The sequence below is a fragment of the Rothia sp. CCM 9419 genome, assembly GCF_048512815.1.
In the GTDB taxonomy this organism is placed as follows: Bacteria; Actinomycetota; Actinomycetes; order Actinomycetales; family Micrococcaceae; genus Rothia.
The window spans coordinates 16085-29182 of the sequence record NZ_JBLXXY010000004.1; the positions used below are offsets into that span (position 1 = coordinate 16085).

A 13098-nucleotide genomic window follows, 5' to 3' on the forward strand; every position below is an offset into this window, starting at 1 on the left:
TGTGGAAGAAAACCTTCCACAAGACATTCTAAAGAATCGAAGCGCACAAATGATAATCCGCTTACGACTCAAACTCTAAAAAGTTATTATTTTCTCTGTCGACGCTCTCGAGATTCCAAATAATAGGATTGAACATCTGTTAGCGGATTGCCATCCTGATCCAGATAATGACGTTTCCACGTACCTTGGCTATCAAGGTGCCAGCTTGAGGTGCTATCTGAAACATAGAGGTCAAACATATCCAATAGATATTGTTGGTGGGCCTCATTCTTGATAGGGACTAACGCTTCTACACGACGGTCAAGGTTGCGGTGCATCATATCTGCAGAACCGATAAAAATTTTCGGTTCTGAACCATTAGCAAAGGTAAACACACGAGAATGTTCTAAGAAACGTCCCAAAATGGAACGCACCTGAATGTTCTCTGATAAGCCCAGAACTCCAGGACGTAAAGAACAAATGCCACGGACAACAACATTGACCTTAACACCGGCTTGAGAGGCGCGATAGAGAGAGTCAATAATTGCTTCATCCACCATGGAATTACATTTAATCTGAATCTTTGCTTCTCGACCAGCAAGCTGATGTTCAATCTCACGGTTAATATGCTCAATCAGCCCAGAACGAATAGAATGTGGCGCCACAAGCAACGACGTATAACTCGTTTTGGGAGCATATCCTGAGAGCTGATTGAATAGACGTGAGACATCTTCTGTAATTTGTTCATCACAGGTAAGCAGACCCAAATCCTCATAGAACCGTGCAGTAGAGGGATGATAATTACCCGTACCGATATGGCAGTAACGACGGAGCTTGTCGCCTTCTTTACGAACAACCAGCGAAAGTTTACAGTGCGTCTTAAGACCCACAATGCCATACACCACATGGACACCAGCACGTTCTAGCTTACGAGCCCATTTAATATTGGCTTCTTCATCAAAACGTGCCTTAATTTCGACAAGAGCAAGTACCTGTTTACCGGCTTCAGCAGCTTCAATCAGCGCATCCACAATCGGAGAATCTCCAGAAGTGCGGTACAACGTCTGCTTAATGGCCATAACATTCGGGTCTGCAGCTGCCTGTTCCAAAAATGCTTGAACACTCGTTGCAAAAGAATCATAAGGATGGTGGAGCAGCACATCATGTGAACGTGTTGCCGCAAAAACTTTTGCAGCTTTTGAGGTTTCGTTCTCATTGAGCCATCGTGAAGTGTGAGCAACATGCTTAGGGTAATGCAAGGCTGGACGATTAGCTTTAACAATGGGGCTCATACCACGCAAATCTAAAGGCGCTGGTAGCTTATACACTTCAGATTCTTCGATGCGTAGCTCAGAGATGAGCAAAGATAGCGTATAGGGGGTGATAGTGTCTTCAACCTCTAAACGTACCGGAGGGCCGAAACGACGACGGAGCAACTCTTTTTCGAGAGCTTTGAGCAGGTTTTCTGCATCATCTTCTTCAACCTCTAAATCTTCGTTACGGGTTACACGGAACGCATGCTGTTCAACAATTTCCATACCAGGGAAGAGATAATCCAAGTTATGAGAGATAACTTCTTCAAGGGAGATAAAACGTGCTTCACGTGAAGGAGAGTTCAGCGCACGAGACCCATCTAAAGAGATCATACGATCAATTTGATCGGGAACTTTCAGGCGCGCAAAGAGGGATTTACCGCTTTGCGGACTACGTATAACCACCGCAAGATTCAACGATAGCCCCGAAATATAGGGGAAGGGGTGTGCTGGGTCTACAGCCAACGGAGTAAGAATAGGAAATACCTCAGATAAGAAGTATTGGGTGAGGCGTTTTTGCTCTTCTTTGGTGATGTCTGACCAGCGAACAAGATAAATATTCTCTTGTGCCAGCGCAGGGAGAATTTCTTGATGGAAACAACGGTGCTGACGTTCCATCAGCTGATGGGCAGAGTCTGCAATCTGTTCCATTTGCGCGTCTGCCGATAGGCCAGCAGGGGTGGGAACAGCAATACCTGTTGCAATACGTCGACGTAAGCCTGCTACGCGCACCATAAAGAATTCATCGAGGTTTGACCCAACGATGGATAAGAAGTTGAGACGCTCAAGCAAATATAAATCGGGGTCTTCTGCCAGCTCTAAAACACGAGTATTAAAATCTAGCCAGCTTGTTTCTCGATCTAAGAAACGTTCTGGGCCGAAGTTTCCTTGAATATCTGGAAGCACAAGTTTCTCTACCGCCTCAATGCGGTCTCCTTGAGTTTTTGCACGTTCGATTTTGCTAATATCTGTGACGATATGCTGAGAATTCTCCTCAACATCTATCGGGCGCTGACGCTGAACTTTTTCGGCCATGATGTTCCTTTCAACGGTAGAACAACGGGTATATGTAAGTTTTATAAAAATGAGCTCAGGTGTTTAGTGTGCTGTTATGGCATACATAATGTCGGTAGAAAGAGACTCAAAACCTATCTGACGGTAAAGATTCCACGCGGCATGGTTTTCTTCATCGACATATAAAATAATTCGGTTCAAAGACGAGCCGTCTTTGAGTCGTACTTGTGCCAGATAGTTCATCCCCTCAAATAAGAGTGCCTTACCAAGATTTTTTCCTTGATGTTCAGGGGATATCGCAAGAACATAGACTTCGCCTTCTCGAAGCTTTTGATGTTCTTGTCCTGCCGGTATTTTGGTCCAATGAAAACCTGCAAGCTGTGGTGTCTGTTTTTGGCCATCTTCTAGGGGCTGTATGGTTTCAAGAAGTAAGAAACCCTCAGCGTTAAACCAATCAGCGTGGAGCCTTTGAGCTAAGTCTTCTGCGGTAAGTGATCCTTGCTCTGGGTGTTGTGCGAAGGCCTGAGCGTTAAGCTCTAGCCACTGCTGGTTATCAGTACCTGGAATAAACGGACGCACCGTGTATTCTGCTGAAATAGGGTTGTGTTGAACTAATTCTGATAGTTGCTGACGAGAGCTTGGTGTGAGCTCAAATTCAAGCTGGTGTAGACGTCGTACCGGCTCGAGGCCATGACGTTGCGCTAAATGCGTAGAACGTTCAATGAGCTGTTGGCCCTGTTCTGCACGAACCTGATGCGCCCACGCTACGCGAGTATAGTGCGGGTAATCTGTGTCGATACGCTCAAAGAGCTTTTGTGTGAGCGCCGAACCAAGACCTTGCCCTCGATATTGTGGGTGCACACCCCCCTCTATAAGAAGTTGTGTCCCTTCAATGTTTAATGCAAGAAACACCCCTATGAGGGTCGTGCCCTCATACATGCTGACCCCCACCATGGGTGATGGTTCTTGCCCTGAGCTATGGCAGATTCTATCGACCAGAAGAAGAGACTGCTCTGAGAACGGGCACGTCCCTTCTACGCTGAGTAAAGATTGGGCAAAATCGTGTATTGACCGTGAGAGAGCAACAGTGCAGGTGTTAAACTCTTGCACTTCGCGATAAGACATGACAACGTCACCGGATTCTTTACGTATAGATATAGAGGACAAATAACTATCCTCTTAACTCTACCGCGAGTGATGGTTTATGAAGCGAACAAGACGCCATAATGAGATGAGAAGATCCCCTAAAATCTCGTTAAACAACCAGTGAACAGGGCATAACCTACGATTCTCAACGGTTTAGGAACGTGGAGCGTTAAAACTATATCCAACATTGCGCACCGTCGAAATAAGGTGCTCATGCTCAATCCCTAATTTTGAGCGTAAACGACGGATATGCACATCTACTGTACGAGTGCCACCAAAATAATCGTATCCCCACACTTCTGATAGCAACTGACTACGAGTAAAAACTCTTCCCGTATGTTGTGCCAAGAACTTGAGCAGCTCAAACTCTTTATAGGTAAGGTTCAAAGGAGTCCCGTGCAAACGGGCAGTATACGATGCCTCATCGATAGTGACAGAACCGCTTCGTATCACGGTTGAGTCTTCAACTTCTTGCTCTATATGAGCGGTGACAAGACGCAAACGTGCTTCTAACTCTGCAGGCCCTGCAGAATCAAGAATAATATCATCGACCATCCACGTGTTAGACACTGCCGCCATACCGCCTTCGGTTAGCACCATGACAACAGGAACACTTAAACCGGCAGCCTTGAGAAGCTGAGCCGTATTGCGAGCTGTTACAAGCGCCTCTCTGGCATCAATAAACACCACATCAGTATTTTCGGTATCAATCTGCGCTACAGAAAGATTTAACGGTGCCTGTTCACATCGGTGACTCAACAAATCTAAAGCTGGTAACACCTGAACAGGAGAAGGAGAGAGATCCGAAAGTAAAAGAATATGAAGCATCTTTCGTTATCTCTCCTTGATACATCGGACGGTGTTGAGTTCGTACTCTACAAAAACAATATGTAGACCATCATATAAAACTTATATTGAACTGAACACGACGTGAACCGAATATGGATACACCTCTTAAGAAAAACACTAGGTAGAGTAGTTCCTAAGAAGACATTGCAGAAAGCACTTGAGAAGATATCGACGGTCAGCGAGAAAATAGGCATATATGGCTAAAACACCCCACCGTACAAACGGTTACATCTACCGAAACTTCATCCCACAACTTAGAAAACACCGTGATCAGGTGATGTATTCAGGGCGCATCGGCGCTATCGGAAGAACAACATCTTCACGGTATCGGCTTGTAGCTCTCTGCGCATTTTTCTCTCTTCTATGCTTTATTGTCACTTCTTTTTTTAGCCCCACCTTGACTGCTGGATTCGGTTTTTTGGTAGTGGCTCTTATTGCGGGAGGATGGCCTGCGGCAACCGGCGTGGCTGAACTACGTCGAGTCAGAAGAATCTACTCTCATTCCGTAATTATTCTGCTCAGCGGGTTATGCGCGGTCACTATGACTCTCACCATCCACACGCAACAACAGCGACTCTACCTCCTACCTGCCATTGCAGCGTTAGGCGTCGTTGCAAGCTTCCTAATTGAGCTTTCTCGAGGCGAAGGCGCTCGCGGCAGATTAGAGTCGGTGATAGCGTGCTCTACCGGCGTTCTCGCTTCTGTTTCCGTTGCCGGATGGGTAGGGCTGGCTAATGTGTATCAGAGCACTCATTCTCCGTTGCCGATGATGGTGGCGGGGACTATCGTCTGCGTATTAACAGCGTTAGTTGGTGCGCGTCTTGTCTCTGCTGGGCCTCAAGAAGGGCCTCGACGAGGGGCCGTAACATTGGGTGTTACACCGGTAGCCTTTGTGGGAGTCATCAGCTATGTTATCGCGATTATGCTCACATCTATGATAGGGTGAAGCCCATGAACGTTGCACTAGAAATTTTCTTTCTTTGCCTATTAGCTTTATCGGGGGCATGCATCTTCGGAAGCATGTTTGCTGTTGTTCGAGGGCTTTTTAAAGGGCAAAAATAATATTTTCCAATCGTCGACTCTATGAGAGGTGTTGACGCTCACTGTAGAGCGTTGACACCTCTTTTTTATTGCGTTCTTCTGAACACCAGAAAATATAAGTTTTTTGTTGATGTAGCTGTAGTATCGCGCAAAATTATGATGGCTTATAGACTAGAACCATGCCTATTGAAATTCCCAGTAATTTAACCCCCGAACTTGTTCCACTCTCATGGCTTCTTGGCACGTGGGAAGGTACCGGAACCTTATGGTACGACGAAGAAAACGGAACACCATTTGGACAAATCATGACATTTACACAAGATGGTTTACCCTTCGTTGAATACCGTGCAGAGTCCTTCCTCCTTGACGATGACGGAAATAAACTGCGCCCGCTCACAGTAGAGACTGGTTTCTGGCAGATTGACAGAACCCAATGCGATGCAGATGTTGGCCCAGGACTCAAACCTGCTGACATCGTACCTGCGTACCCTGACGCCGAATCAGTTGAAAAACTACGTAACGGTGATGACGGGTTTAACATTCTTGCTGCTATCACTCACCCCGGCGGTATTAGCGAAAACTATGTAGGGCTCATTAAAGGCCCTGTTATTCGTATGCAAACCGGAAACCTCATGCGCGATGAAATCTCTAAAGAATACGCTGGGTCAGTGCGTCTTTGGGGTCTGGTCAATGGAAACCTCATGTGGGATTGGGAAATTGCTGATCAAGAGGGAAAACTCCATAAACATGCTTCAGCAGAACTACGCAAAACAGGTTCCATGAGCGGTCTGGACCTTGGCGGACATGTCTTTAACACCGAAGCTGAAACTTCCGAAGACTCTTCGAAAGATACCGAGAACTAGAAGATGTCAGAGTACCTTAGCCCTCTTCATCAGGCATACGGCGTATTTGCTGGTTCTGGCGTAGACGCACCCGTAGCGGCACATTATGGTGACCCCATTAGAGAGCAACGACGTATCAGCTTAGGCGCTGAACACCATGTCATTGCTGATTATTCTCATCTTGGGGTAGTTACCGTTGGTGGGTCTGACCGGCATCGTTGGCTTAGTTCTCTCTCTTCACAAGAACTTTCGGGGCTATCTGCTCACCATAGTACCGAGTTGCTATTACTTAGCCCACAAGGGCGTATTGAGTATGCCCCGTATGTTCTTGAAGATGGGGAGAAACTCTGGCTAATATGCGAACCACAACAGAATCAGCCATTGAGCGAGTACCTCAACTCTATGAAATTTATGCTTGATGTGACGGTTTCTGATGTCAGCGAAGACTATGCGGTGCTGTGTTCTTGGGATGACCCTCGTACGAATACTCAGGTGCCGGAGGCTCTCTCGAAAGCTCCGTGTTGGGAAGACCCTTGGCATAGTGTTTGTGCTGGGGGAGTCAGTTACACCGAAATAGACGCACAAGAACATCCTGCCTGCGACTACCAACGTTTCATGTCTATTATCCCTCGTGAAGAACTCCTAGATATTGCTAGTGCTTGCGAGCTTGTAGGCATGTGGGCTGCTGAAGCGTTACGTATTGAAGCGTGGAGACCTCGATACGCAACAGAAGTCGATTATAAGAGCCTTCCTCATGAGCTAGATTATCTGCGAAGTGCAGTGCATCTTTCTAAAGGCTGTTACAAAGGTCAAGAAACGGTTGCTCGTGTACATAACCTCGGGCACCCTCCTCGACGTTTGGTTTTTCTTGACTTAGATGGTTCTGAACATACTCTGCCAACTGTTGGCGCTGGCGTGTATTTCAACACTCGGAAAGTAGGGGTTATCACTTCTGTCGCTCAGCATTGGGAAGCGGGGCCTATTGCGCTAGCCGTTATTAAACGCTCTGTGGATCCTCAAGCTCCGTTGCGTATTGTTGATGAGCTGGAGGGTGCTGGCGAAGTTCATTATGCAGCGGCTCAGACTGTCATCGTCTCTGCTGATGCAGGGCAAGCTGTTGGGCGCCAAGAACGTCGCCAATTCTTACGTCGTGAAGAATAAACTTTGGTGATACGACTGAGGGCTTTGGGTGTATTACTTGTGGTAATACACCCAAAGCCCTCAGCTTTTATGAGGTGGCTTTATTCTTTAGCGTCCAAAGAGAACTTTAGCTTCATCCCAGCGTTCTTGCGGAACAGTTTTTAGTCCGTCAAGTGCTACTGAGAGGTCTACGCGATTAATGTCGGTGCCTTGGAGAGCTACCATTTTGCCCCAGTCTTTGTCATGAACCATATCAATAACTGCCATACCAAGACGAGTTGCCAGAACGCGGTCAAAACCGGTAGGTGCTCCACCTCGCTGGATGTGACCAAGAATGGTGTTGCGCGTTTCAATTCCGGTGATACGTTCGAGTTCTTGGGTGACGTATTCTCCGATACCGCCAAGACGTGGGCGACCGTCTTTTTCAAGGCCTTTATTGTGCAGTACTTCATCGAACCCTTCAGGGATGAAGCCCTCTGCGACAACAACCAAGGGGGAGCGTCCGCGTTCGTGAACTTCGCTGACCCACTTTGCAACTTGTTCCATCGAAACTTTTTGTTCTGGGATCAGGACGGCGTGAGCGCCTGCAGACATACCAGAATGTAGCGCAATCCATCCAACGTGACGCCCCATCACCTCTGCAACCATGCAACGGTGGTGAGATTCGCCGGTGGTGCGTAGACGGTCCATTGCATCGGTTGCGATAGATACTGCGGTGTCGAATCCGAAGGTGTAGTCCGTTGCTTGGAGGTCATTATCAATTGTTTTGGGAACACCAACAACAGGTAGTCCTGCATCTGCTAGGCGTTTAGCGCCGGCGAGGGTTCCTTCACCGCCGATGGCGACGATAGCGTCGATGTGGTTGCGTTCCATCATGATTTCGATGTTTTCGGGTCCGCCGTGTGGTCCGTCAAACGGGTTGGTGCGGGAGGTTCCGAGAATTGTTCCGCCTTGGCGTGCTAGACCGCGTACCTTGGTACGGGGGAGATCCATATAATCTCCTTCGACAACGCCACGCCAGCCGTCGCGGAATCCAACGAACTCGTGTCCGTATGTTTTGATTCCGTTAAGTACAGCGCCGCGAATGACGGCGTTGAGTCCTGGGCAGTCGCCACCGGAGGTGAGTAGACCAATTTTCATAACGTGCGTCTCCTAAAGTCCCACAACGTAAAGTTGGGTTTTTATGTTTTTTGCTTCTGCGTCACCTTGAATTTGTGTGTGTTTTACCTAAAGTAAAACCTGAAAAATCAAGAGTTTCTACGGAAACCTATCCTTCAATCTATTGTAATGAATTTGGTGTTATGTGGGTAGTTGTGGGAGTTGTTGGTGTGTCTGAATCAGGTGATATACCCCATCAACCACAAATACCTACACCGCAGTAGCTAAAAGCTTTTGAATACGGCCCAAACCTTCGGCTAAATCATCATCTCCTAGCGCGTACGATAAGCGTAGATAACCGGAAGGACCAAAGGCTTCACCCGGTACAACAGCTACTTCTGCCTGATCTAAAATTACTTCTGCAAGAGTTGCTGAGCTGTCAATACTGACCCCTCCGATACTCTTGCCGAAGAGCCCGCGAACATCTGCATAAGCGTAAAAGGCACCTTGAGGAGTTGGGCAGAAAACACCATCAATAGCATTAAGACCTGCAACCATGACCTTTCGTCTACGGTCAAAGGCTTCGTGCATAGAATGCACTGCATCAAGAGGGCCCGAAACAGCGCAAAGTGCAGCCTGTTGTGCAATGTTATTGACGTTAGAGCTCAAGTGAGATTGTAGGTTCGTTGCCGCTTTAACAACGTCGGCAGGGCCGTAAAGCCAACCAACACGCCAACCCGTCATCGCATAGGTTTTTGCAACACCATTGAGAATAATGGCGTAGTCGGCCAGCTCTGGAACAGCTTTGAGGATAGAAGTTGCTTGAACGCCGTCATAGGTGAGGTGCTCATAAATTTCGTCAGAGATAACAAAAATCTTTTTTGACAGTGCCCATTCTCCAATGGCTTTTGTCTCTTCAGGGGTGTATACCGAGCCGGTAGGGTTTGACGGAGAAACAAAGATAAGGGCTTTCGTGGCAGGAGTATAAGCTGCTTCGAGCATCTCTACATTGACTTTGTAGTCTTGATGCGAGTCAGCAAAAACTTCGATGGGATTTCCTCCAGCAAGACGAATAGCTTCTGGATACGTTGTCCAATAGGGGGCTGGTAAGAGGATGTCATCCCCGTCTCCGATAACGGTTGCAAAAGCCTCGTAGACTGCTTGTTTTCCGCCGTTGGTGACAACAACTTGAGAAGCCTCAATATCAACGCCTGAATCACGTCGTGTTTTTTTGACGATTGCTTCTTTGAGTGCTGGCAGGCCGGGCGTTGGGCTATACCGAAAATTCTGTGGATTTTTGAGTGCTTGCGCTGCTGCCTCAACGATGTAATCGGGGGTGGGAAAGTCTGGTTCTCCTGCAGCAAATCCAATGACTGGTCTACCCTGTGCGATAAGAGCTTTTGCTTTGGAATCAACAGCCAAAGTTGCAGAAGGGGCAATAGCTCCAATACGGGGGGAAATACGTTGGGTAGTCATGGTCGAGACCCGCTTTCTGTACCGCAATTCTTAACGGCACTTTGCTTGAAAAATATGCTCGTATCACCATGCTAAACAATCTTCGGGTGCCGTGACGAGAGCCTATCGAGATAAACTCTAAGAAAAACAGATGTTTTACAGTGCAATAATGGTTTTCTGGACGCTAAAAGCACTTATTTGAACGTGAAATATGCAATAAAAAGTGTTGCTGGAATTGCCAAAGACAAAATAATCCCTTACAGTAGTCTTTGTTGTTCGCAACCGAACAATACCGTGCTGTCTGAAATGTCTATGACTTTCAACGCAGTGCATGAACGAAAGTTCAAAGGGTGGTGGCTCAATTGGTAGAGCAGCGGTCTCCAAAACCGCAGGTTGCAGGTTCGAGTCCTGTCCGCCCTGCAATAGCTCCGTAAAGAATTCAATAAAAAGGCGTTAATCTAGACGTTTTTTGAGATGGACCTAAGCAGAAAGGGGCGGGCCTGCCATGGCTGAAACTGCCACTAACGGAACCGCCGCCACTCAAGAGGACGGCGTAACAAAACGTCGCGGAATCTTCGCGCGTATCTTCCAATTTATTCGTGAAGTAATTAGCGAACTTAAAAAAGTTACGACTCCCACTCGTAAAGAGCTCGTCAACTACGTCATTATTGTTTTGGGCTTCGTTACTTTCATGATTCTTCTCATCTTCGGTCTTGATTATCTATTTGGTCAGGCTGCGTTCTGGATTTTCGGAAACGGAACAATTAAGTAAACTTTTAAGAATCTGCAACTAATAGAGCCAGATAAGTTCAAGAGAAAGTAGGAGAACCGTGTCCGAGCAGGAACTTGCACACGAAGCGCAGGAAGCTGTTGAGGTTTCTGAGCAGGCTACCGCTGATGACGCGCAGGTCGAGGCAGAAGACGCTCTAGACGTTAACGCCTCAGAAGAAGAAACCCTCGAAAGCTCAGAAGAAACTTCTGAGGAAGAATCTGCTGTTGACTCTGAGCCAGCGGTTGACCCTCTAGAGGCTTTTAAATCTCAATTGCGTCGTCAAGAAGGCGACTGGTTTGTCGTTCATACTTATGCTGGTTTTGAGAACAAGGTTAAAGGCAACCTCGAATCTCGTGCGCAGACTTTGAACATGGAAGATTACATCTTTGAAGTACAAGTTCCTATGGAAGAAGTCAAAGAATATAAAAACACTGTCGAAAAAATTGTTCGCCGTGTTCGTATTCCCGGTTACGTTCTTGTGCGCATGGAACTAACCGACGAGTCATGGGGTCTTGTTCGCCATACTCCCGGTGTTACCGGATTTGTCGGCTCTGACGCCTACAACCCTGTTCCACTACGTTTGAACGAAGTCATCGATATGTTGGCTCCGGTATTTGTTGAAGAACAGGCGAAGGCTGGCAACATTGAACCTCCTCAGCCTCAAATTGAGGTTGATTACGAAGTCGGAGAAACCGTCAATGTTAAAGACGGCCCATTCGTGGGGTACCCAGCAACCATTTCTGAGATTAAGCCAGAATCTTCTTCATTGGTTCTTCTCATCTCTGTCTTCGAACGTGAGACTCCTGTAACGGTATCTTTCTCGCAGGTTGAGAAAGTCTAAAACCATTTTGAGTTTTTGATAAAGCTCTCACGATGGGGTGTTCTGTACGTGTGTATGGAACACCCCATCTTTTTAATAAAAGCTTTGGGTGTAAGAAATAGGCTTTATTCTTTGTGTTGAATGAGACACTATATTTTGAGCCTTTTTCTTGGTAAATATCTCATAACCCGTTAGAATTGTGGTTTGTATGCGCGCGTTTACGCTTGCGCCTACGCATATCGACGGTCGCGCCACGACTGTCACCCGCCAGCGTCACGCTCCTGTGCGTTGGTTCAACAGCTAAGAAAAGGACCTAACATTGGCTCCCAAGAAGAAGGTCGCAGGCCTCATTAAGCTGCAAATTCAGGCTGGTGCCGCTAACCCGGCTCCTCCCGTTGGCCCTGCATTGGGTCAGCACGGTGTTAACATCATGGAATTCTGCAAGGCATACAATGCTGCAACCGAATCCATGCGTGGAAACATCGTTCCTGTAGAAATCACCGTATACGAAGACCGTTCATTCACCTTCGTGACCAAAACCCCTCCAGCTTCTGGTTTGATTAAGAAAGCTGCTGGCGTTGCTAAAGGCTCCGGTGTTCCTCACACCAACAAAGTTGGTTCCATTACCGAAGCTCAGGTTCGCGAAATTGCGGAAACCAAGATGGTTGACCTCAACGCAAATGATATCGATGCAGCAGCAAAGATTATCGCGGGCACTGCACGCTCCATGGGTATTGAAGTTAAGTAACTTCACCGCCTAAATAACCCAAAATAATTTTTGGTTTTTGAAAGTATTTATCACCCGTAAGGGTATGTGGCAGAGTCGAGCGCGACTCAAAAAGACCACAACTGCATAAGGAGAAAAGCAGATGGCAAAGCGCAGCAAAGCGTATCAGGCAGCTGTAGCCAAAATTGAAGAGGGCAAGCTTTACACCGCCGCTGAGGCAATTGAGCTTGTTAAAGACATCTCTTCTGAAAAAGCACATTCAACCGTTGAGGTTGCAATGCGTCTTTCCGTAGATCCCCGTAAGGCAGACCAGATGGTACGCGGTACCGTCAACTTGCCAAACGGCACCGGTAAGACCGCTCGCGTTGTTGTTATCGCCGCTGGCGATAAAGCAGCAGCTGCAGAAGCAGCAGGAGCAGACTTCGTTGGTTCTGACGAACTCATCGCAAAAATTGCTGGCGGATGGACTGACTTCGACGCAGCAGTTGCTACCCCTGACATGATGGGCAAAGTTGGTCGCTTGGGTAAGATTCTTGGCCCTCGCAACCTCATGCCTAACCCCAAGACCGGCACCGTAACCATGGATGTTGCAAAGGCTGTTAACGACATCAAGGGCGGAAAGATTGACTTCCGCGTTGACCGTAACGCAAACTTGCACTTCATTATCGGTAAAGCTTCTTTCACTGCTGAACAGCTCACCCAGAACTTTGAGGCAGCTCTTGAAGAAATTCACCGTTTGAAGCCTTCCTCTGCAAAGGGCCGTTACATCTCCAAGGTAACTGTTGCTCCTACATGGGGCCCTGGTGTACAGATTGACCCTTCCGTGGTTGCTATCTAAGGACTTCATAAATATTTTCTATAACAAGAAAGTATTCTTCGTTGGCTCGTACCAATATCGGTGC

Annotated in this window: 12 protein-coding genes and 1 tRNA gene; 8 read left to right on the forward strand and 5 right to left on the reverse strand. The window is 47.3% G+C overall.

Annotated features, from left to right (window positions below):
• Positions 1–86: 86 nt before the first annotated feature.
• The 3 genes from ACN08W_RS04745 to ACN08W_RS04755 form a co-directional block, all read right to left on the reverse strand.
• A complete protein-coding gene (locus ACN08W_RS04745) occupies positions 87–2327 on the reverse strand; it encodes an RNA degradosome polyphosphate kinase (protein ID WP_419108928.1) in 2241 nt (746 codons plus the stop codon).
• 63 nt (positions 2328–2390) lie between these two features.
• A complete protein-coding gene (gene mshD, locus ACN08W_RS04750; protein WP_419102949.1) occupies positions 2391–3473 on the reverse strand; it encodes a mycothiol synthase in 1083 nt (360 codons plus the stop codon).
• Between the two features lie 132 nt (positions 3474–3605).
• Complete coding sequence (locus ACN08W_RS04755) at positions 3606–4280, reverse strand: winged helix-turn-helix transcriptional regulator (RefSeq protein ID WP_419100904.1); 675 nt, start codon at positions 4278–4280, stop codon at positions 3606–3608.
• Positions 4281–4497: 217 nt separating this feature from the next.
• Here ACN08W_RS04755 and ACN08W_RS04760 point away from each other — a divergent pair, with 217 nt between their 5' ends.
• From ACN08W_RS04760 to ACN08W_RS04770, 3 genes are all read left to right on the forward strand, one after another.
• Positions 4498–5247, forward strand: coding sequence for a hypothetical protein (locus ACN08W_RS04760; protein ID WP_419102948.1), 750 nt, complete (start codon positions 4498–4500; stop codon positions 5245–5247).
• Between the two features lie 274 nt (positions 5248–5521).
• On the forward strand, positions 5522–6205 hold the full coding sequence (locus tag ACN08W_RS04765; protein WP_419102947.1) for an FABP family protein: 684 nt from the start codon (positions 5522–5524) through the stop codon (positions 6203–6205).
• Positions 6206–6208: 3 nt separating this feature from the next.
• Positions 6209–7345, forward strand: a complete 1137-nt coding sequence (locus ACN08W_RS04770; protein ID WP_419108929.1) for a YgfZ/GcvT domain-containing protein — start codon at positions 6209–6211, stop codon at positions 7343–7345.
• Positions 7346–7432: 87 nt separating this feature from the next.
• Here the strand turns inward: ACN08W_RS04770 and ACN08W_RS04775 are convergent, their stop codons facing one another.
• Positions 7433–8464, reverse strand: coding sequence for a 6-phosphofructokinase (locus ACN08W_RS04775; RefSeq protein ID WP_419102945.1), 1032 nt, complete (start codon positions 8462–8464; stop codon positions 7433–7435).
• Between the two features lie 228 nt (positions 8465–8692).
• Positions 8693–9898 carry a pyridoxal phosphate-dependent aminotransferase gene (locus ACN08W_RS04780; protein ID WP_419102944.1) on the reverse strand — a complete coding sequence of 402 codons (1206 nt, stop codon included), beginning with the start codon at positions 9896–9898 and terminating at the stop codon, positions 8693–8695.
• A 326-nt stretch (positions 9899–10224) separates the two neighbouring features.
• On the opposite strand from ACN08W_RS04780, the gene ACN08W_RS04785 reads away from it, so the two are divergent.
• From ACN08W_RS04785 to rplA, 5 genes are all read left to right on the forward strand, one after another.
• Positions 10225–10297, forward strand: a tRNA-Trp gene (locus ACN08W_RS04785).
• 85 nt (positions 10298–10382) lie between these two features.
• Positions 10383–10649 (forward strand): preprotein translocase subunit SecE, encoded by a 267-nt coding sequence (gene secE, locus ACN08W_RS04790; RefSeq protein ID WP_419100898.1) that lies wholly within the window; start codon positions 10383–10385, stop codon positions 10647–10649.
• A gap of 58 nt (positions 10650–10707) precedes the next feature.
• On the forward strand, positions 10708–11490 hold the full coding sequence (gene nusG / locus ACN08W_RS04795) for a transcription termination/antitermination protein NusG (protein WP_419108930.1): 783 nt from the start codon (positions 10708–10710) through the stop codon (positions 11488–11490).
• A gap of 298 nt (positions 11491–11788) precedes the next feature.
• The gene (gene rplK, locus ACN08W_RS04800) at positions 11789–12217 is read left to right on the forward strand and encodes a 50S ribosomal protein L11 (RefSeq protein ID WP_419100896.1); all 429 of its coding nucleotides are present in this window, start codon (positions 11789–11791) and stop codon (positions 12215–12217) included.
• 121 nt (positions 12218–12338) lie between these two features.
• The gene (gene rplA, locus ACN08W_RS04805) at positions 12339–13034 is read left to right on the forward strand and encodes a 50S ribosomal protein L1 (RefSeq protein WP_419100895.1); all 696 of its coding nucleotides are present in this window, start codon (positions 12339–12341) and stop codon (positions 13032–13034) included.
• Positions 13035–13098: the final 64 nt, after the last annotated feature.

Coding starts and splice junctions, on each gene's coding strand:
- ACN08W_RS04745 (WP_419108928.1), bottom strand. CDS start 2,327: ATGGCCGAAAAAGTTCAGCGTCAGCGCCCGATAGATGTTGAGGAGAAT.
- ACN08W_RS04755 (WP_419100904.1), bottom strand. CDS start 4,280: ATGCTTCATATTCTTTTACTTTCGGATCTCTCTCCTTCTCCTGTTCAG.
- ACN08W_RS04760 (WP_419102948.1), top strand. CDS start 4,498: ATGGCTAAAACACCCCACCGTACAAACGGTTACATCTACCGAAACTTC.
- ACN08W_RS04765 (WP_419102947.1), top strand. CDS start 5,522: ATGCCTATTGAAATTCCCAGTAATTTAACCCCCGAACTTGTTCCACTC.
- ACN08W_RS04770 (WP_419108929.1), top strand. CDS start 6,209: ATGTCAGAGTACCTTAGCCCTCTTCATCAGGCATACGGCGTATTTGCT.
- ACN08W_RS04775 (WP_419102945.1), bottom strand. CDS start 8,464: ATGAAAATTGGTCTACTCACCTCCGGTGGCGACTGCCCAGGACTCAAC.
- ACN08W_RS04780 (WP_419102944.1), bottom strand. CDS start 9,898: ATGACTACCCAACGTATTTCCCCCCGTATTGGAGCTATTGCCCCTTCT.
- secE (WP_419100898.1), top strand. CDS start 10,383: ATGGCTGAAACTGCCACTAACGGAACCGCCGCCACTCAAGAGGACGGC.
- rplA (WP_419100895.1), top strand. CDS start 12,339: ATGGCAAAGCGCAGCAAAGCGTATCAGGCAGCTGTAGCCAAAATTGAA.